15 protein-coding genes and 2 tRNA genes are annotated in these 18,838 nt (G+C 63.5%); 4 read left to right on the forward strand and 13 right to left on the reverse strand.

The genetic code is table 11. The features are described from left to right. Nucleotides 1–31 precede the first annotated feature (31 nt). From HF955_RS17085 to HF955_RS17095, 3 genes are all read right to left on the reverse strand, one after another. Nucleotides 32–739 carry a DUF2497 domain-containing protein gene (locus HF955_RS17085; RefSeq protein ID WP_291076836.1) on the reverse strand — a complete coding sequence of 236 codons (708 nt, stop codon included), beginning with the start codon at nt 737–739 and terminating at the stop codon, nt 32–34. Nucleotides 740–820: 81 nt separating this feature from the next. After that, the gene (locus tag HF955_RS17090; protein ID WP_291076837.1) at nt 821–2,140 is read right to left on the reverse strand and encodes a TolC family outer membrane protein; all 1,320 of its coding nucleotides are present in this window, start codon (nt 2,138–2,140) and stop codon (nt 821–823) included. Between the two features lie 132 nt (nt 2,141–2,272). Then, nucleotides 2,273–2,926, reverse strand: a complete 654-nt coding sequence (locus HF955_RS17095; RefSeq protein WP_291076838.1) for a protein-L-isoaspartate O-methyltransferase — start codon at nt 2,924–2,926, stop codon at nt 2,273–2,275. 146 nt (nt 2,927–3,072) lie between these two features. Between HF955_RS17095 and HF955_RS17100 the strand changes: the two genes are divergently transcribed. Continuing rightward, nucleotides 3,073–3,146: transfer RNA gene (locus HF955_RS17100), tRNA-Cys, on the forward strand. A 322-nt stretch (nt 3,147–3,468) separates the two neighbouring features. Then, a tRNA-Asn gene (locus HF955_RS17105) sits at nt 3,469–3,544 on the forward strand. 80 nt (nt 3,545–3,624) lie between these two features. Here the strand turns inward: HF955_RS17105 and HF955_RS17110 are convergent. The 4 genes from HF955_RS17110 to HF955_RS17125 form a co-directional block, all read right to left on the reverse strand. Continuing rightward, entirely contained in the window at nt 3,625–4,215 is a 591-nt protein-coding gene (locus HF955_RS17110; protein WP_027836322.1) for an exopolysaccharide biosynthesis protein, read from the reverse strand. Beyond that, nucleotides 4,215–5,585 carry an L-serine ammonia-lyase gene (locus HF955_RS17115; protein ID WP_291076839.1) on the reverse strand — a complete coding sequence of 457 codons (1,371 nt, stop codon included), beginning with the start codon at nt 5,583–5,585 and terminating at the stop codon, nt 4,215–4,217. The genes HF955_RS17110 and HF955_RS17115 overlap by 1 nt, the downstream gene beginning before the upstream one ends. Nucleotides 5,586–5,656: 71 nt before the next feature. Next, nucleotides 5,657–6,841 (reverse strand): FAD-dependent monooxygenase, encoded by a 1,185-nt coding sequence (locus HF955_RS17120; RefSeq protein ID WP_291076840.1) that lies wholly within the window; start codon nt 6,839–6,841, stop codon nt 5,657–5,659. Between the two features lie 30 nt (nt 6,842–6,871). Continuing rightward, nucleotides 6,872–7,075 carry a zinc-finger domain-containing protein gene (locus HF955_RS17125; protein WP_036260295.1) on the reverse strand — a complete coding sequence of 68 codons (204 nt, stop codon included), beginning with the start codon at nt 7,073–7,075 and terminating at the stop codon, nt 6,872–6,874. A gap of 118 nt (nt 7,076–7,193) precedes the next feature. Between HF955_RS17125 and HF955_RS17130 the strand changes: the two genes are divergently transcribed. After that, the gene (locus HF955_RS17130; RefSeq protein ID WP_291076841.1) at nt 7,194–8,147 is read left to right on the forward strand and encodes an ABC transporter ATP-binding protein; all 954 of its coding nucleotides are present in this window, start codon (nt 7,194–7,196) and stop codon (nt 8,145–8,147) included. A gap of 58 nt (nt 8,148–8,205) precedes the next feature. On the opposite strand, the gene trxA is transcribed toward HF955_RS17130, so the two are convergent. Genes trxA through tsaE form a run of 6 tightly spaced genes read right to left on the reverse strand, consistent with a single transcriptional unit; the run spans nt 8,206 to nt 17,414 of the window. Then, nucleotides 8,206–8,526, reverse strand: a complete 321-nt coding sequence (gene trxA / locus HF955_RS17135) for a thioredoxin (RefSeq protein ID WP_027836327.1) — start codon at nt 8,524–8,526, stop codon at nt 8,206–8,208. A gap of 60 nt (nt 8,527–8,586) precedes the next feature. Continuing rightward, nucleotides 8,587–12,114: a double-strand break repair helicase AddA gene (gene addA, locus HF955_RS17140; RefSeq protein ID WP_291076842.1), complete on the reverse strand. Its 3,528-nt coding sequence runs from the start codon at nt 12,112–12,114 to the stop codon at nt 8,587–8,589. Next, nucleotides 12,107–15,166, reverse strand: a complete 3,060-nt coding sequence (gene addB / locus HF955_RS17145; RefSeq protein WP_291076843.1) for a double-strand break repair protein AddB — start codon at nt 15,164–15,166, stop codon at nt 12,107–12,109. The genes addA and addB overlap by 8 nt, the downstream gene beginning before the upstream one ends. Then, nucleotides 15,156–15,884, reverse strand: coding sequence for a nucleotidyltransferase family protein (locus HF955_RS17150; RefSeq protein WP_291076844.1), 729 nt, complete (start codon nt 15,882–15,884; stop codon nt 15,156–15,158). Before HF955_RS17150 ends, addB begins: the two co-directional genes overlap by 11 nt. Next, nucleotides 15,884–16,975: a phosphotransferase gene (locus HF955_RS17155; protein WP_291076845.1), complete on the reverse strand. Its 1,092-nt coding sequence runs from the start codon at nt 16,973–16,975 to the stop codon at nt 15,884–15,886. The genes HF955_RS17150 and HF955_RS17155 overlap by 1 nt, the downstream gene beginning before the upstream one ends. Beyond that, entirely contained in the window at nt 16,959–17,414 is a 456-nt protein-coding gene (gene tsaE / locus HF955_RS17160) for a tRNA (adenosine(37)-N6)-threonylcarbamoyltransferase complex ATPase subunit type 1 TsaE (RefSeq protein WP_291076846.1), read from the reverse strand. Before tsaE ends, HF955_RS17155 begins: the two co-directional genes overlap by 17 nt. Before the next feature lie 166 nt (nt 17,415–17,580). On the opposite strand from tsaE, the gene HF955_RS17165 reads away from it, so the two are divergent. Further along, nucleotides 17,581–18,828, forward strand: coding sequence for an FAD-dependent oxidoreductase (locus HF955_RS17165; RefSeq protein WP_291076847.1), 1,248 nt, complete (start codon nt 17,581–17,583; stop codon nt 18,826–18,828). Nucleotides 18,829–18,838: the final 10 nt, after the last annotated feature.

The following is an 18,838-nucleotide window of genomic DNA, read 5'->3' on the forward strand; positions in this document are numbered from 1 at the left end:
CCCTTCCCTATAACGTATTTGTCAGGAGAGGCTAGCGCGCCATGCGGGCGATGCGCTGTACCTCGGCCTCGACCTTCTCATCGACGATCTTCGGCAGGTTGGCGTCGAGCCATTCCTTCATCATCGGCTTGAGCATCTCGCGAACGAGCCCTTCAAGCGTGTTGTCACTGCCGAGATCCATTTTCGAGATCAGCTTGCCGAGTGCGCCGGCGGCCGCATCGGCCGTCTGGTCGTCGGTCAGGACAGTTTGCTGGTAGCGTGCGGTTGCGGCCATGTCTTCCTCCACGGATGCTGCCAAAGGTGCGGGGGCAGCGGGTTCTGGTTCAAGCTCGATTTCGGGTTCCGGCTCCGGTTCCGGCGCCGTATCTTCGATCACGGATTCCGGGAACACTTCCTCGACGATTTCCTCGGCTTCTTCGGCCCTGGGTGCCGCGACAACGGCGCGAGCAGCCCCAAGCATCTCCTCGAAGCTCGGCGGTTCGCTGACTTCGTCGGCCTCGGCCTCGAACTGTTCGAATTCGACTTCGAACGCGTCTTCATCAGCTGAGTCGTCTTCCTCGAACATGACGTCATCGATGTCGTCGACATCGGCGGAGTCCGCCGCCACAGCGTCCTCCGTTACCGTGTCGACCGGCGTTGGCTCTGCAGCCTGCGGAGCCGTGTCATCATCCGAGATGATCTTGCGGATCGACGCGAGGATTTCCTCCATCGTCGGTTCCTTGTGCGCTTCATTGGCCATGGCCAGCCCCTTGATACTCTTTCGTGCGAATCCCGATGCATTAACCGCTACGGGGATTGTGTTAACAAGCTTTTATCGTTGTTAACGCGAGTCCCCGCCAGCGCCATCCAGAAGCAGCATGTCCGGCGACAATTGTCCGGTGGCCCGCAGCAGGCTGTGAGCCGCTACGTAGGAGTCACGTTCGGCCTGGACGAGGGCCAGTTGCGCCTCGAACAATTGCTGTTCCTGGTCCAGCACGTCCAGTGTGGTGCGGATGCCGACAGCGAGTTCCTCCTTGGCGCCGTCATACGCAATCCGGGCGGCTTCAACCTGTCGTTCGGAGGCCGCAATCGACCGCAGTGAGGCTTCGTAGCCGAACCAGGATTGTGCGATCTGGGCGCGGATGCTGCGCTGGAGCGTGTCGATCTGGCGTTGGGCCTGAGACCGTTGCAGGCGGGCGGCTTTCACCTGGCTCTGGATAAGTCCGCCCGAGAGCAGCGGAATCGTGCCCTGGGCAACGGCCGATACGCTGGAATCGCGTTGGGTGAAATCATTATAGGTTTCCTGCCGCGCTGCCGTGCCGACGATGCTGATCTGCGGCTTGTACTGGCCACGGGCCACTTCGATGGCTTCGCGGGCGGCCCGTTCGGCATGGCGGGCGGCAGCAAGGTCCGGATTGGTGTCGAGCGCAATCTGGACGGCGGCCTCGAGCGATTCCGGCAGCGGCGGCAGCGGTGGCGGCGGAGCCAGGTCGGTCGGGGTCAGGCCGGTGAGGAACTGGTAATTGGCAATGTCGGCCTCAAGCGTGGCCTGTGCGCCGGCCAGCGCCGCGCGCGCCCCCTCGAGACGGGCCTGCGAGAGCGACACATCGGTTCGCGTGACCACGCCGACATCGAACCGGTCCGAAGCAGCCCGGACCTGTTCGCCCGTTACTTCGACATTGTTTTCCCGGATGGCCACGGCTTCGAGATCGCTGCGCACATCGACATAGGCTGTGATGACCTGCAGGACGAGATCCTGCACGGCGGCGTCATATTGCGACTCGGCGGCATCGACGCCGGCCCGCGCCTGACGGATCCCGGCACGGATGCGTCCGCCGGTATAGATCGGTTTCGCTGCCTGGATCTGGGCGCTGGCAATCGGCCGGTCGCCATTGGTTCCCGACAGGTCTGCAAAGGCGGCATTGGAGTCTATGTATTCGTATCCGGCACTGCCGGAGAGATCGAGCGTCGTGCGCCCCTGTGCGCGGGCCTGTTCCACTGTCTCGACCGCGATTTCGGTCTCGACGCGCTGGGCCTGCAGGCCCGGATTGGTGGCCAGCGCCGCGCTGACGGCGTCAGACAGGGTCTCGGCCTGTGCGAGCGGCAAGCCGCCAGCGGACAGCGCCAGCAGCGAGACGGCAACAGTTCGGTGGATGTTCATGCGGCGCTCCCCTGAGATTCCGGACCGGTGCGATCCTTATATGCCTAAATCCTAATATAAGGCATGGATCGGCGACAGTGAACACCGTTCACTTTTCCGGACTCTTAACAAATCGTCGCAGGATGCGGTTTGTCAGAAGACAAATGCCTTCTTGCGGTCGAATGCTGCGAATTTGGGCGGGACCGCATCGAATCCCTCGCGCGCCGAGACGGTGTCACCGGCGCGGGTGAACAGCTTGCCCCGGCCCATGCCTTCGGCGTCCTCGGTGACGACGGCCAGCCGGCCGGCTTCCGCGAGTTGCTCCTTCCAGGCGTCGGGAACCGTCTGGACCATGCCGCAGACATAGATGACGTCAAACGGCGCCTGGTCCGGCAGGCCGGCTGACAGATCCCCGGCGACGGCGACGGCCTGATCGATGCCTAACGTCGTGAACCGGTCCGACATGGCATCGACGCGGGATTCGTCATCTTCCAAGGCGATAACGGTTTCCGCGAGATGGCTGATCAGCGCGGCCTCGTATCCCGTACCGGCCCCGATCACCAGAACGATGTCGGAGGGGGTGATGCCTGCCAGCTTGACCAGCTTGCCCGTATCGCGCGGCGTCCACAGGGCGCGGCCTTCGGAGGTCTCGATTTCGAGTTCGGAATAGGCCACCGATTTGCGCGAGGCAGGAACGAAGGCTTCGCGGGGAGTCTTCAGGAAGGCCGAGACGATTTCCGGGTCTGAGACGTCATTCGGCCGAATCTGTGTGTCGACCATGATCTCACGGGCTTTGTCGAAATTCATCGCGGTTCCCTCTCGGGCTTGTTTCTGGCTGTAGCGTGCCCTTTATCATGGGTTTTCAGGGGCGCAATGCGCGATAAACGCACGTTGCCTGAAAAGGACAGATTGCAAGCGGCGAAGTTCGTTGCTAGTGACGCGCCTTCTGGAGCGGCTCTGTGGCGGAGTGGTGACGCAGCGGATTGCAAATCCGTGTACGCCGGTTCGATTCCGGCCGGAGCCTCCAGTTTCCCCTTTCCTGCACATCTCACCATGTCGGCGGCGCTTCCGCCGCGAGGACGCGATCTGTCCAACCCCATGATTTCCCAAAGGTAAATCGGAAAATGCGAATTTTCACGCCCGCATTCGCAAACCGTTTACAGCCCGTTAACCAATTTCGGGGATTGTGATCGTGTCTTCTCTTGGAGACACCCACCATCACCCAACGCCTCGGCGGGAGCTTCAAGTCTCCCGCCTTTTTTTTGCGAAAAGTGCAAGTTTTTGTCAGTCGGCAGCATGTGGGGGCTTGAACGGGTTTTCGGGTCTGCTATTCACCCGTCTTCAGCTGTTCCGCGATAGCTCAGTTGGTAGAGCAGGCGACTGTTAATCGCCCGGTCGTAGGTTCGAGTCCTACTCGCGGAGCCACCTTCCCTTCCATCGAAATCCCCACTGAATCGGGCGCGATGCCGTATCGATGTTCGGGCCGCTTACGCAAACTGGTCCGGCTAGCCGAACACCCGTTCCCAGATACGGATAACGAGGAAGCAGCTGCCGATCAGGCCCAGTCCGGCAAGGAACAGGACGAATCCGTCCCGCGCCGTCAGCGCCAACCCGAACAGGAGCACGGTCAGGCCCGGAAGTACCGGTCCGAACGGGACCAGCCCCAGAGGGAAGGACACGAGCGCCGCTGCGATGCAGACAATGGCGACCAGCTGAACGAAGGGCGGCTCGGTCAGGAATGTCAGGCGGGGCTTCAGGAAGCGGTCGACCTGGCAGACATAGGGGTGCGCCTGTCGCAGACCCTCCATCAGGGCGCCGCGCGGAAACTCGAATCGCAGGATGCGGCCTGGCACCCAGGGGTGCTTCTTGCCGAAAACAATCTGCCCCGCGATCAGCAGGATGATGAGGGCCACCAGCCAGTTTGCGCCGGGAATGATGGTCAACGGGCTGATAGAAACGAATCCCAGAAGCAGGAGCAGCGGCCCGTAGGAGCGGCGGCCCACGGCGTCCAGCATGGCGCCGACGCTGACCTTCTCACCGGACGTGCTTTCCTGAAGGCTGTCCAGCAGCGATCCCAGATTGTGCACGGTCTTCATCAGCACTCCACCACGTTCACGGCCAAGCCCCCCTGACTTGTCTCCTTGTATTTAGAAGACATGTCGAGCCCGGTCTGCCGCATGGTTTCGATGACCTGGTCGAGAGACACATGCGTGTGCCCCATGGAATGCAGCGCCAGGCGCGCCGCGTTGACGGCCTTCACGGCGCCAATGGCGTTGCGTTCAATGCAGGGAATCTGGACGAGCCCACCGACGGGATCACAGGTCAGCCCCAGATTGTGCTCCATGCCGATCTCGGCAGCATTGGCAACCTGTTGGGGGCTCGCACCCCAGACGGCTGCGAGGCCACCGGCCGCCATGGAACAGGCCACGCCGACCTCTCCCTGACAGCCCATCTCGGCCCCGGAAATCGAGGCCCTCTGCTTGTAGAGAATTCCGATCGCGCCGGCTGTCAGAAGAAAGCGCCGCATGCGGGGCACGGCGTCCTCGGCATCGGAGCAATAGTGCCGGATCACCGCCGGAATGATGCCGGCAGCCCCATTTGTCGGCGCGGTCACGACGCGTCCGCCAGCAGCATTTTCCTCGTTTACGGCCATGGCGTAGACATTCAGCCAGTCGAACAGCTGCTCTCGCTCGTTCGACCCGGCATCCTTCGCCAGCTTTTCCCAGAGCGCGGCAGCGCGGCGGCGCACCTTCAGCCGCCCCGGCAGAACTCCGGTCTGTGCAAGGCCCCGATCGATGCAGCCCCGCATCACGTCCGCAATCCGGTCGAGTGCAGCAAGCGTGGCTTCGCGCGACCGCAAGGCGTCTTCATTCCGCAGCACCAATTCCTCAATCGCGATGCCGTCTGATTCACACATGGAAATCAGTTCGGCTGCAGACGCGAAGGCATACGGCACCTGCACGCTGGACGGGACAAGATCGTCTTCCAGCGGCTTTTCGAGCTGTCGCTGGGACGCGATGAAACCGCCGCCGGTGGAGTACCAGGTTTCATCGGCGATCACCGACTTGCCCTCGTCGAATGCCTTCAGCCGCATGCCGTTGGGATGGAGCGTCGGGATCACATCATAAGCCAGAATGATATCGCTGGACGGGTTGAACTCAATCGGATGCCGCCCGCCCAGCGACAGGCGTCCGGACTGGGTGATGCTTGCAATGGCCGCATCCGCCTCATCCGGGTCCAGCGTTTCCGGCTCGAATCCCGCAAGGCCGAGCATGACCGCCTTGGGCGTGGCATGCCCTTCCCCTGTCAGTGCCAGCGACCCCTGCAACTCCACTTCGACGCGCGCGACCGCCCCGGCCTGACCTGCCAGTTGCTCGACAAATCGTGCGGCAATGCGAATTGGGCCAACGGTATGGGAACTGGACGGGCCGATGCCCACGCGAAAGAGATCAAGAACGGAAAGCATGCAGGGCCGATACTGTTACAATTGGAACTTGTGATGCCCGCTTTGATCGGGCGTGACAAGCAAGACGCCCGTCAGGCCACCGTCACGTCATGACCATACAGCCAGTCATTTCGACTGTGGATGAACCCCTTCATCATGCGCCCTGCCACCCACATTGGGCCATAGGTTGACATTTGCGTCACGGGATTGCTGCGATGGAACAATCGCGCATTCTCCCGCGCCCCGGCCTGAACCCGGCTGGTGCGCGGCTTGCGAACCGATTCGTAGCTCGCAAGAGCGTCCTGAACTGTCGCTGCTTCGGACAATTCACGGGCAAGAACGTAGGCGTCCTCGATCGCCATCACCGCCCCCTGAGCCAGAAAAGGCAGCATGGGATGGCAGGCATCTCCCATCAACACGACGCGTCCGTCCCGCCATTTCGGCAGCTCGTCACGATCATAAAGTGCCCAGCGGTGCAGCACGGGCGCCGCTTCGATGATGCCAGTCACAGTCGGGTGCCAGCGCTGGAAGTCGGCCAGCGCATCTTCCCGCGACCCCTGCTCTGTCCAGGATTCGACATGCTTGGCCTTGCGCTCGACCACGCCGACAAAATTGGCCAGACTGCCGCCTCTCAGCAGATAGGTAACGGCGTGTCGGCGGCTGCCGGTCCATACGGTTGCATTGGGAGGCGGGGCACCATTGGCGAGATCCGATACGGGTGCGATGGCGCGCCATGCCGTCATGCCGGTATAGCGTGGCGCCTCCGTTCCCAACATCTGCGCACGGACGACCGAATGAATACCGTCTGCGCCCAGCAAGACATCGCCGAGAACGCGCTCCCCCGTATCAAGAGTCGCGACTACACCCGTTTCCGACTGTTCATAGCCAACCACCTTCCGGCCGAGACTTACCGCCTGGGGGGCCCGTGCGACGAGAGAATCGTGCAGCGCCTGAACAAGGTCAGCACGGTGAACGTGAAGATAGTCAGCGCCCCAGCGATTGATGGCTGCGCGGCGGAGCGGAATATCAAACAGGCGCCGACCGCTGCGACCAAGCCGCATCTCAAGGGCTTTCGGCCGGAAGGCGTCCTTCAGAACGCGCGCGGACACGCCGAGCCGGGACAGGACATGCATGCCATTGGGACTGAGCTGGATACCGGCCCCGACCTCATCAAGAATGCCAGCCTGTTCAAAAACCTGAACGTCGTGTCCGAAATGCTCGAGCGCCAGCGCTGCCGTCAGGCCTCCAATGCCTCCGCCTGCTATCAGGACGCGCATCCGGACACCCCGCTCGTCACCCCCCGCAGATCATCGCGCGCGCGACGGGTCTTGCTTGCCGCCGATCAAAACGAATCGCCGGTCACAATACTTGCACTCGACGAAATCATCATCGCCCATTTCATACCAGACGCGCGGATGGCCCAAGGCCCCGCCGCCGCCATTGCACGACACCTTATGGCTCGTCACCATTGAGATTTCCGGCGGGTCGAACACGTCGCGCTTGGTAGACATGGCTTGTGATTCCATCTGCAATTTCGTCGGCATGGTTGTTACCCGTGCCCCATGGCCCTACCTAGATCGCACCGCCGACCGGCGCAAGATCGAATGGACAGAGTGAAAAGGCCCCTGCATGTCGTCCAGCAAACCTGCCCCAGACTTCGCCATTGAAGTCTCCAACCTCCAGAAAACGTACCGCGCCTCGGGCAAGATGCCCGAGAAACACGCACTCAAGGGCCTGAACCTGCAGATTCCGCGTGGATCGATATTCGGGCTGCTGGGACCGAATGGGGCCGGCAAATCGACCTTCATCAATATTCTCGCCGGATTGGTGAACAAATCCTCCGGCTCGGCCAGCATCTGGGGCCTCGACATTGACGCGTATCCCCGGCAGAGCCGCGCCGCAATTGGTGTCGTGAACCAGGAAATCGTGGCCGATCCTTTCTTCACCCCACTGGAAATGCTGGAATTGATGGCCGGCTTCTATGGCGTGCCGAAATCCGAGCGGCGCAGCCTCGAAATCCTGACGGCTGTGGGTCTGGATGACAAGAAGGACGCCTATGTGCGGCAATTGTCCGGGGGGATGAAACGCCGCCTGATGGTGGCCAAGGCCCTTGTGCACAATCCGCCGGTCCTGATCCTGGACGAACCGACGGCGGGCGTCGATGTGGAATTGCGCCGGTCCCTCTGGACCTATGTGCGCGAACTACACGACAATGGCACCACCATCATCCTGACAACGCATTATCTGGAAGAAGCCGAAGAGCTGTGCGATTCGATTGCCATCGTGAACCATGGCGAGATCGTCGCCTGCGAACCGACACCGACCCTGCTCTCGCGCCTTGATTACAAGACGCTGGTGATCACGCCGAAAGAGCCGCTGGCCCAGGTGCCCGAGGCACTGTCCGGCCTGGACGCCACCCTGCGGACCGACGGAAACCTGGCGATCACCTTCCGCACCAGCGAAACCGGAATCGGCCGCCTGCTGGAAACGGTGCGGGCGAACGGCATCGGCATCGGCGATCTGGTGACCGAGGCGCCGGACCTCGAGGACGTTTTCATCGCGCTGACCTCACAGGCTGCCTGATACGAAAAACGCCGGCGGAGACGCCGGCGTTTCTGTAGTTTCCAAAACAGGTGCGGGTTCAGACGCTCTGCTTGATCCAGTCGGAAATGGCCTGCTTGCTCATCGCGCCGAGATGCGTGGCGGCGACCTTGCCGTCCTTGAAGATCATCAGCGTGGGCATGCCACGCACACCATATTTCGATGGCACCATCGGGTTCTCGTCGACATTGACCTTGGCAACCTTGATCTGCCCTGCCAGTTCCTCGGAAACGGCGTCAATGTGAGGGGACATCTGTTTACACGGCCCACACCATTCGGCCCAGAAATCCACCACGACCGGCACATCGGACTCGCCGATCACCGTATCGAAATCATCATCCGTAACATCTACCGCAGCCATGTCTTGGCTCCTTCATGCTTCTGTTTGCGTTGGATCATACATAGGGACTCTGGGGCGAAGTCAAACCACCCTCTGCGCACCCTTTAGGGCTTCTAACAACATATCCTCCGGCAGGAACATGAGGCGTGGCCCGTCGGTCCAGCACAGGGCGGTGCGCACGGTGCGGCCCGGATAGGCCCGGCGGAGCACGGCCCAATAGGCCGCCATCTGGGCCCGATAGGTGTCTGCCACCTCTTCCGGACTGTCCGGGGCGGGCTGGTCGGTCTTGAAATCCACGATCAGGACTTCGTCCTGCGTCACCACCAGTCGGTCGACCCGGCCATTCACGATCAGCCCGTCCGGCAGTTCCGGCGCTGAGCCGACAATGGCAGCTTCCGCGCGGCCGCCGGCCTGGAAGAGGCGCTGCATGTCCGGTGCGTCCAGAATGCCGAAGACCGCCGCCTTCATCTCCTGCCGGTCTGGGTCCTCCAGATCCGGCAGGCGGGACAGGTAGCGGTCGGCCGCGCCTTCACGCGCATTCAGTGGCAAGGCCGGGAGGTATTCCAGCAGGGCATGAATGATGCGGCCGCGCCGAAGGCGTTCCTGGCGGACCTCGCTGAAGGGTGCCAGCACGGGGGTTTTCCGGTCCAGGAGGCTGGACGGCGCCCCGAAGCGGCGCCGGTTCGCCGGCTCGTTTGGCGCCCGGAAGACCCAGTCGGGCAATCCAGCGGGCTCCGCCGATCCGCTCGCCGCCGCAACAAGTCTGGGCGGGAGATCACCGAATCGGCGGATCCCGTCCTCGTCCGGCTCCACGGCCAGACGGTTCATGGCGGTTTCGCAGAGGGCATACCAGCTGCGATCATGATAGCCGGGTGGGCGTGCACCGTGCCAGTGACCGGCCAGAATGAGCCGGTCCTGGGCCCGGGTCAGGGCTACATAGAGCAGGCGCCGAAACTCCTCTTCGGCCTTGGCATTGGCAACAGCCCGTTCGAGTTCCGTCTCCGGTACGTCGGCATCCTTGCGCGGTGACCAGACCGGCACATTGTTCACGGTAAACATGGTGGACGAGACGGTCTTCGGGCCTGCGCTCATGTCCGGCAGAACGACAACCGGCGCCTGCAGACCCTTGGCGCCGTGTACGGTCATCACGCGCACCTGGCCTTCGGGGGCGGCAAGGTCCCGCTTGATCTCGACAAGCCTGGCTTCCATCTCTGCGACAAAGGCCTGCAGCGAAGAGGGCTCGGCCGCATCGAATCCCTGCGCGCGGGACAGGAGCGCCTCGACCGGATCATGCGCGGGCGTTCCGAGCCGGGCATTGATCCTGTCCCAACCCGTCAGGCCGTCCGGTCCGGGCACATCCAGCACGCCAGACAGGAACTCATAGGGCGGCGCGTGGCGGTTGTCCCGCAGACCCGACAGGAACGCCGCCGCGGCGCGCACGTCCGGATCGCGGCTTGCCTGGACCCGCGACCAGAGGCTTTCGCCCTTGCGGCGTCCGGATGCGAGCGGAAAGAGATACCGGTCATCGTCTACCAGACCAACAAACGGCCCCCGCAGGATTTCCGCCAGCGTCAGGTCCCGTTCCGGCAGAAGCGCGAACCGCATCAGGTTGAGGCAATCCTGTACCGCGATATGGTCCGTCAGTTTCAGGCGATCCGCCCCCGCTACGGGCAAGCCTTCGGCCTTGAGCGCCGAGATCATCGCTTCGAACAGGCCGCCGGTGCGGCTGCGCACCAGGATCAGGATATCCTCCGGACGCATGGCACGGCGACGCCAGCTGCGGTCGGGCAATTCTTCCCAGACCGTGTCACCCTGTTTCACCCTGTCAGCAAGATGTTTCGCCAGGCGCGTAGCCAGTTGCGCTTTCGGAGAACTCGACCGAAGCGCGTTCACCGGACGCGACCAGGCGTCGGCATCCTCGTCCTCATCGCGCGGGTCGACCGGCCACAGCTCGACCAGGCCGGGCTGGTTTGCGCGGCGCGCAGTATGCTTGACCGCATCGGCTGTCAGCGGAGGCTGGTCGCCCGAGGCAATGTTGACCGGAGGCGCGCTGTTCCAGACCGTGTCGACGAAATCGAGGATCTGTGGCGACGAGCGGAACGACATCTCCATCGTCTGCGAGAGGACGGATTCGTCCCTGGCGATATAGGCCTGTTCCTGCGCCCGCAGCTGTGCGGGTTCGGCGCCCTGGAAAGAATAGATGGACTGTTTCTGGTCGCCCACGACGAACAGGGTGCGCGGATCCTGCTGGCGTTCGACCCCTTCGCCGGAGAAGAACTCTTCGGTCAGCGCATTGATCAACTGCCATTGTTCGGGGCTGGTATCCTGGGCCTCGTCCAGCAGGATGTGACTGATGCCGCCATCAAGCTTGTAGAGCACCCAGTCTGACATGCCGGTCCGAGTCAGCAGGTCCCGTGTCTTGCGGATCAGGTCGTCAAAGTCGAGCGCGCCGCGCCGGCGCTTTTCATCCTGATAGGCGATCAGGGCGCCCAACCCGACCTGGATCAGCGCCGTGGTGCGTTCGACCGCTGCGGCAAGCTTCAGGCGGGCCGACACATCGTGGACCCGCAGAACCTCGGACCCGATTTCGTCCTTGGTTCCGAACAGGGCGACGACGTTCGCATCCTTGCCCGCTTCGGCATTGAAAAGCGATTTGTACGGATTGCCCTGCGCGCCGAAGAACGCCCCCTTGTAGCAGTCCCAGCGCCGCTCCGGATCGGTTTCATGAAGCGCGGCTTCGACCGCATTGGCCGTGCGAGTGTCGTCCCGCTTGCCGGATGCCCGCAGGCTGATCAGCGCTTCGCGCAGCGCGCCTTCCGGCATGTCCGGTCCCATGGCCTGTTCAATGATGTCAGCCGGACCGGATTCCGGCGCATTGAGTTCCTCGATGAGAGCCCCGCGCATCCGATCATGCTCATAGGCGTTCGCCGCGGCGAATTCCAGGAAGGCATGGGCACGATGGCGCATCGCGTCGAGCGCGGCATCCGCGCCGTCATGTCCGCCTTCGAGCGCCAGGACTGCCAGCGCATCCGGGGCGTCCCGACGCGCCTTCAGCACCGCGTCGGCCCGGACCGTCGCCCAAATCGCCTGGGCTTCGTCTTCCTCGATCTCGGAAAATCCCGGCAGGACTCCGGCTTCCAGCGGGAAGCGTCGCAGGATGCGGGCACAGAAGGCATGGATGGTCTCGATCCGCAGACCGCCGGGCGTTTCCAGAGCGCGCGCGAACAGCGCCCGCGCGGCACGAAGATCGTCGGTTGCATAGGAGTCCGGCGCGCGCCCCTCGAGACGGGACAATTCCTCCCGCAATTTCTCGTCCCGCATGATCGACCATTTGCCGAGCGTGCGGAACAGGCGCGACAGCATCTCGTTGGCGGCCGCCTTTGTATAGGTGATGCACAGGATGGAATCGGGCGCGGCCCCGGGCCGTCCGTCGGCGCGCCGCAGGAGCAGCCGGGCCACACGGTCGATCAGCACCTTGGTCTTGCCGCTTCCGGCATTGGCCATGACGAAGACCGGCCGGGCGGGGTCTGCCGATACGATCTGCGCAAGATTGGCCCGGCGGTATTCTTCCGTATCCGGTGGGATGACAGGATTGCTCACATCAACCATCTGCTCCCTCCCCGTCTTCCGTGTCGCCAGCCCATTCGGCCCGCCGGGCCAGGAGATTGTACCCATTGTCGTATTTGACGAATTTCACACGCGGCGCCGACAGGAAGCGGGCCGAGGGATCACGATAGGCCTCGACCAGGCGTAACAGGCCGCTCTCGGCAAGATCGGCCATCTCGGCAGGCTCGACCGGCAGATTGTGCTTGCCGCCGAGGCTGAACGCGTCAGGCTTTGCCTTGAAGGCCACATAGTGGAGTTGGTCCACCCGCGCCGCAGGCACGCCGTCATAGCCGCCTTTCTGCGCGATCAGCGCCTGCAAGGGCATTTGCTGGCTGAGGCCTGTAGCGACTTCCTTGTCCTTTGGGGGATTGCCGGTCTTGAAGTCCACGATGACAAGATCGCCCGTCGCGGTGCGCTCGATCCGGTCTGCCGTGGCAGACAGGGTGAAGGGGTGGCCTGCGATGGAGTATTCGATCTTGCCCCGGACTTCCTGTTTCAACCGGCCGCCGGACGTGTCTCGCAGACTGCGCCAGTTGAGGTACCAGTCCACGGTTCGGGCCCAGACCGCCTCGCGCGCTGCCCAGGCGTCGGCAGGCTCGCCAACGCGGCGCAATTCCTGCGCCAGCAATTCCATCAGGCGTTCGGCAGTCTTTGCGCCGCCATCCTCTTCAAACAATTCGAGCGCCTTGTGAATTGCGGTGCCCCGAGGTGCCGGGCCAAGTTCGTCGCCGAGCGCATCAAGTGTCGACAGGCCCAGCACCTGCTCCGCCCAGAGCGCGTAGGGATCGCGTTGCAGCAGATCCACCCGTGTCGCCGACAGGCGCGATGGCCAGCCCTCCGGTCTCGCCGATGGGGTCGGCTCGGCACTGAAGCCGGCCGGAGCGCCGTTCATGTTACTGATCTTCAAGGCCTCGGCCAGGGCGAGCGGATCAACGACGTCCGGCGCAAAGTGTTTGGCAGCGTCGCCTTCGAGTGCACCTTCCGCCAATGTCTTCAGACGCCAGACCCAACGTGATGCCACAGCCGGGGCATCATTGCGCCGGGCAGAATAGACTAGCGTGACATCCGGGGCGCAGGCCAGCTGTGCAAAGTCGTGGGCAGCCAGCCCCATGCGTTCTTCAGGGTCCCCCAGACCAAGCCGTGCCCGGAAATGACGGGGCAAGAAGGCGTCCGGCGCCGGACGTTTTGGCCAGACATCCTCGTTCAATCCCGCCAGAATGACGCGGTCCGCCGTCTGCAGACGCGCTTCGAGCGGCCCCCAGATCGAAAGCGATGGATGTTCCGCTTCCCCGAAGCTGACGGTCATCTGCGCCGCCTGAGCGTTGACCAGATCGGCCAAGGCGGCAGGCCGCATCGGGCCAAGAGACTGCGAAACCTCCCGGATGAACTCCAGCAGGCGACTGGTGGCTGCGCCATCCTCTCCGGCCCAGGGCATCGGAGTTTCGCTGACCGCTTCTGCCAGCGCGGCGATGCGCTCGATCGCGTCGGCTCCCGGCACAGCCTCTTGACCGCTGAGATCGGCGTCCGCCGCTTCGAACTGCCGGATAAGCCCCTCGACCAAGTCGATGGCCGCTGTCTGATCTTCCGGCGTGAACTGAGGATAAGGCTCGATCGTATGGCGAGTTCGGATGCTCTCGACCAATTCCGTCAGGGATGTCCAGCGGCGCGGCCCTCGCAGAAAGTGGATTTCGAGATCCGCCAGACCTTCAAGGGGGGCGGCCAGTTCATGTGTCAGAACCGACGCAATCAAGATTGGATCACCGGGGTCGACCGCCCATTTGGCGCACAGTCCTACAAAGCTGCCAGCTGCCGTCCGCCCGACAGGAATCCCGGCAGAGGGTGGCACACTGACGTTCCATCGCCGCAATTGCGACGACACCCGCCGCGCCAGACCGGCATCCGGCGTGACAAGGGCAGCCGATCGCCCCTCCGTTTCAAGCGTTTGGCGCATGAGCAGCGCAATCATGCTGGCCTCTGTGGCCTCATCAGCCGCCTCGAGGAGGGTCAGCCCCTCCAAAGCCTGAGCGGCAAACGTTTTCACATCAGCACCCGCGCCAGCGGCAAGCTGGTCCAGCGTGTCGCGCCAATCGGCCGTCGCGTCTGCCGGTGCGAGAGCCTCCAGAATCATGCGCCGGCGCGCTGTCCGCGCGGGGCCGGTCGTGATGCCGGGCCATTCGACAACCTGGTCCGGCGTGATCCCCAACGCCTCCAGTGTGTGGAAAAGCGCGTTCTGCGGGTGTCCAACCTCGGAACGTATGGCGAGTTGCTGGTCCTCCGGGACGGCACGGTCCAGACCTGGCAGGACGATCAACCCCTTTGGCAATTGACGGGCCGCCTTCATCAATTCCCGTCCGGCCGGGGTTGCCCCCGTCGAGCCGGCGATGATCACCGGCGCGTCCGGCGGATTGGCAAGCCATGCAGAAGCCGTGGCCTGTGCCGCCTGGAAGCGGCGCTGCAACGGATCCGTCACGCCTTGTTCTTCCAACCATTTCGGCCAGGCCTCGGTAACGATTTCGAGGAATTTGGCGGAGTTCGACCAATGCTCTGCCAGATCAGCATCCCGCGCAAGATCGGGCAGACCGGACCAGTCCGCATCCGGACTGAGATGCGCCTGATCCAGAAGCCGGGCCAACTCGTTTGCAGCCGCCAGTGCGGAAGAAGGAGGGATCTCCATGCCGGAGGTCTGCCGGTAATAGGCCTGCACCAGAGATGCCAGCGTCCCGAGCCGGCGCGCCGGCGACAGGGCGGGCGGCAGGTCGGTCATTGAAAATTCGGCGACGGGCGGAGCTTCGTCGCTCTCCAGATCGCCCATGGCACGGATGTCGGGCGACAGGATGGGGGTTTCCCCGGCCGCCAGATACAGGGCCGCCGACAGCTCCCGGGCAGACCGCCGGTTGGGCACATAGATGACGGCGTCGGCCAATGCGTCCGGATGCTGAGGCAGGCCGACCGCGCGCGACAATTCCTCGGCCAGGCATTTCAGGAAATTCTCGCCCGGTGGGATGGTCCAGACCTTCGGCGATTGGGGACCGAACAGGGGCAGGTCAGGCACCATGGCAGCGCAACCACATTTCGGCATCATCCAGCGCGCCGGGATCCCCCACATGCAGCCAGAAATCATCAAGCGGCAGACCATGCAGGCGTCCTGCCTCGACCATCGGCCCCCAGATCCGCCAGGCGACGGAGAAACGTTCCACGGGAAGTCCGGCGAAAGCCTGTGGTTGCAGGATGCGCACCCCTGCATAAGCCCAGGGCGCGGCCGGATTGTCACCGCGCCGGGTCAGACGGCCATCGTCGGCCCGAAGGAAATCGCCAGCCCCGCCATACCCCAGACTACGCTGAGTATCTGCCAGAAGGAGAAGTTCATCCATGCGCTGCGGATCAAATGCATCCGCAAGTGCCAGGAAGGGAGCAGAATCCCCCCGGCCCCAGAACGCGTCGGTATTGACGACAAAGACCGGATCGTCGCCGAGCAGCGGCGCCGCCTTGGCAAGGGCTCCGCCCGTTTCGAGCACTTCCCCCCGCTCGTCGGACACGATGACCTCCGCCCCCTGAACACCGGCCATGTGAGCCTCGACCTGATCAGCCAGCCAGTGCACGTTCACCACAATCCGTTTCACGCCAGCCTCGATCAGGGGATCGATCATCCGGTCCATCAGGCGCTTGCCGCCGACCTCGATCAGCGGTTTCGGACACGTCTCCGTGAGTGGCCGCATGCGCGTGCCGAGTCCCGCCGCAAGCACCATCGCCGTATGCGGAATATCATGCGCCATCAACTATCCTCAAACACAAATGGTGTGGTTTCCCGCACGAAAGCCGCCATCGGCGCCAGTGCCGGATGCGACAGATTGCGCGCCAGGAGTTTCAACTGACGCGGCTGGAACAGGCCATAGCGCGCCTTGCCGTCACGATGCTGAAGCCGTGAGAAGACGCCGGCAATACGCAGGGCATTCAGGGCGCCAATGACCGCCAGACGTTCTTCGAAGGCATCACGCTCTTTCCCGGTTTCGTCGAGATAGTGCCGTATCGCGGCCTCCGAGGCCGCCGGGGACACTTCACGGCGTGCATCCTGGGTCAACATGGCCATATCCCATGCGTCCCAGCCGCGCACGGCATCCTGGAAATCCAGCAGCGCAATCCGGTTGTCTCCCAGCCAGAGCAGGTTCTCGGCATGATAGTCCCTGAGCGTGAAGTCGCGCGGAAAGGACATGGCCTGTTCGATCAGGGCGTCACGCTCGGCCTCCCACCGGGAACGCCGCGCGCCGGAAAGTGCGGCCCCACCAGCCTCTACGGGCAGCCAGTCGGCATAGAGATCTGCATTCGTGGCCAGGGCGAGCCGATCGAATTCGAGGATCGGCCAGGTTTCGCCTGCATGCGTGATGCTGTCCGGGGCCGGCGCCTTGTGCAGGCGGGCCAGCATGCCGGCCGCCAGCGTGTAGGCAGGCACCTCGATGCCCGGTGTCCGTTCGATCGCGCGCGCCAGTTCCCGTCCATCGCCGAAATCCTCGATCAGGGCGAGCCCCTGGGCGGTATCGTGCGCATGGATTTCGGGCGCTTCGAAGCCAAGGGCGCGCAGATGATTGGCGATCAGCACGAAGGCATCGACCCGCGAGGCCGCAAGCCGTGTCTGCGCGTTCCACCCCATGGCGTTCCGGGTCGCGTCATCCGCGTCGGGCGGACACGGGTCCGCTTCGATCCGCGGCGCATCCATGAGGAGGGCGGTCTCTCCGCCAGGCCGGGTCAGCCGGATATAGCGCCGTGTCGACGCGTCCTGACCGAGCGACTGGCGCGCAGCATCAGCCCAGCCATGGCGGGCCAGAAAGGCAGAAATGACCGGTTCGCGAAGATCAGAATCGGAATGCATCGATACGTGTTTGCCAGTCTTCGCCATGAGGTTCCAGCGTTACGGTCCGGTGGTCTCCCTCGAACCCGAACAGCAGGTCGAGCCGCCATGCGGGAAGATGCGGGCCGGCCTTGTCCGGCCATTCCACCAGCGCCACACCGTCCGCCGTTTCCTGCCAGCCGATTTCCTCCATCTCGTCGGGCGATTCCAGCCGGTAGAGGTCAAAATGCCAGATCGGAAAGCCCGGCCCCTCATAGGCCTGCACCAGCGTGTAGGTCGGGCTGGGCACCTCCCCGATATCCGGCAGCAGCGCCTGAATGAGCCCTCGCGCGAACGTGGTCTTGCCGACCCCCAGGCCGCCATGCAGTGCCAGCACATCGCCGGGCGCCAGCAGGGCCGCAATGGCTGCGCCAAAGGCCAGTGTGCGGGTTTCATCATCGAGTCGGTAAAGGGAGGTCATTGGGTCAGGCTTAGTGGACACGGTGCAGTCACACCATCGTTTCCTGACGAAATTGCGGCAAAACGCGTGGTGACATGCCTTGCAGGAGCAGGCAGACTGCCGTAAACAGCAAAAAATGACGCTAGCGTCACGAATTGACGCAGGGCGAGGACAGGGACCCGGACTCTTGGATCTTTCAGACGCACAGAAGATCGTCGTGATCGGCGGCGGACAGGCCGCAGCCCAGGCCATCCAGTCGCTGCGCATGGGTGGCTATGCGGGCGAACTGACCCTTGTGGGCGAAGAAGCCGCCCTGCCCTATCAGCGCCCGCCGCTGTCCAAGGCGTACATGAAGGGCGAGTTCGCCGAGGAGCGGCTCTATTTCAAGCCCGCTGCCTGGTATGAGGACAACAAGGTGGATTTGGTCCTGTCTACCCGGGCCACGAGTATCGACCGGACCCGGCGGATCGTCGAGATCGAGCATGGCGGTCATCTGGACTATGATGCCCTGATCCTGGCGACCGGGTCGCGTCCGCGGGACCTGCCGACCGAGGGCGCGGACCTGGATCATGTCTATGCCCTGCGCAGCCTTGCCGATGTCGAGCGCATCCGGCCCCAAATGGTGGCCGATCGCTCCATTGTGATTGTCGGTGCCGGATATATCGGGCTGGAAGCTGCGGCAGTGGCCCAGCAGATGGGATTGAAGGCAACGGTGCTCGAAATGGCTCCGCGCGTGCTCGCCCGCGTGACCAGCCCGCTGATGAGCGACTTCTACGAAACGGAGCATCGCCGCCAGGGGGTCGATATCCGCACCGAAACCAGCCTGTCGCGCCTGGAAGGCGAAAACGGCGCCGTGACCGGTGCCATTCTCAGCGACGGCACACGCATCGATGCGGACATTGTTCTGGTCGGCATCGGCATCCTGCCGAATGAGGATCTGGCGCGGGACGCGGGCATTGCCTGCAAGAATGGTATTCTGGTCGACCGTGACGCCCGCACGTCCGATCCGCGCATCTTCGCAGCCGGGGACTGTGCCAGCCGCCCGCTCGTGCATTTCGGCCGGTCGGGCCGGCTGGAAAGTGTCCACAACGCCATCGAACAGGGCAAGCTGGCCGCAGCGGCCATCCTCGGCAAGCCACGACCGGTGGAGGATTGCCCGTGGTTCTGGTCTGACCAGTACGACCTGAAATTGCAGATTGCCGGGCTGAGCGAAGGCCATGACGAGATCGTGGTTCGCGGATCGCCTGACGACCGGAAATTCGCAGCCTTCTATCTCAAGAACGGCACGCTCATCGCGGTGGACGCGATCAACAGCCCGCCCGAATTCCTGGCCTCCAAGAAGCTGATCATGGCGGGAGCGAAGCTCTCGGCCGACATTCTTGCAGACACGTCAACACCCATGAAAGAGATTGCCGCTAACGCAGTGGCAGCGTGAAGGAGAGAAA

This window comes from Hyphomonas sp. (assembly GCF_017792385.1).
Lineage (GTDB): Bacteria > Pseudomonadota > Alphaproteobacteria > Caulobacterales > Hyphomonadaceae > Hyphomonas.

Excerpts from the sequence above, each read along its gene's own strand:
- HF955_RS17085 (WP_291076836.1), bottom strand. The coding sequence starts at position 739 with ATGGCCAATGAAGCGCACAAGGAACCGACGATGGAGGAAATCCTCGCG.
- HF955_RS17090 (WP_291076837.1), bottom strand. The coding sequence starts at position 2,140 with ATGAACATCCACCGAACTGTTGCCGTCTCGCTGCTGGCGCTGTCCGCT.
- HF955_RS17095 (WP_291076838.1), bottom strand. The coding sequence starts at position 2,926 with ATGAATTTCGACAAAGCCCGTGAGATCATGGTCGACACACAGATTCGG.
- HF955_RS17110 (WP_027836322.1), bottom strand. The coding sequence starts at position 4,215 with ATGAAGACCGTGCACAATCTGGGATCGCTGCTGGACAGCCTTCAGGAA.
- HF955_RS17115 (WP_291076839.1), bottom strand. The coding sequence starts at position 5,585 with ATGCTTTCCGTTCTTGATCTCTTTCGCGTGGGCATCGGCCCGTCCAGT.
- HF955_RS17120 (WP_291076840.1), bottom strand. The coding sequence starts at position 6,841 with ATGCGCGTCCTGATAGCAGGCGGAGGCATTGGAGGCCTGACGGCAGCG.
- HF955_RS17125 (WP_036260295.1), bottom strand. The coding sequence starts at position 7,075 with ATGTCTACCAAGCGCGACGTGTTCGACCCGCCGGAAATCTCAATGGTG.
- HF955_RS17130 (WP_291076841.1), top strand. The coding sequence starts at position 7,194 with ATGTCGTCCAGCAAACCTGCCCCAGACTTCGCCATTGAAGTCTCCAAC.
- trxA (WP_027836327.1), bottom strand. The coding sequence starts at position 8,526 with ATGGCTGCGGTAGATGTTACGGATGATGATTTCGATACGGTGATCGGC.
- addA (WP_291076842.1), bottom strand. The coding sequence starts at position 12,114 with ATGGTTGATGTGAGCAATCCTGTCATCCCACCGGATACGGAAGAATAC.
- addB (WP_291076843.1), bottom strand. The coding sequence starts at position 15,166 with ATGGTGCCTGACCTGCCCCTGTTCGGTCCCCAATCGCCGAAGGTCTGG.
- HF955_RS17150 (WP_291076844.1), bottom strand. The coding sequence starts at position 15,884 with ATGGCGCATGATATTCCGCATACGGCGATGGTGCTTGCGGCGGGACTC.
- HF955_RS17155 (WP_291076845.1), bottom strand. The coding sequence starts at position 16,975 with ATGCATTCCGATTCTGATCTTCGCGAACCGGTCATTTCTGCCTTTCTG.
- tsaE (WP_291076846.1), bottom strand. The coding sequence starts at position 17,414 with ATGACCTCCCTTTACCGACTCGATGATGAAACCCGCACACTGGCCTTT.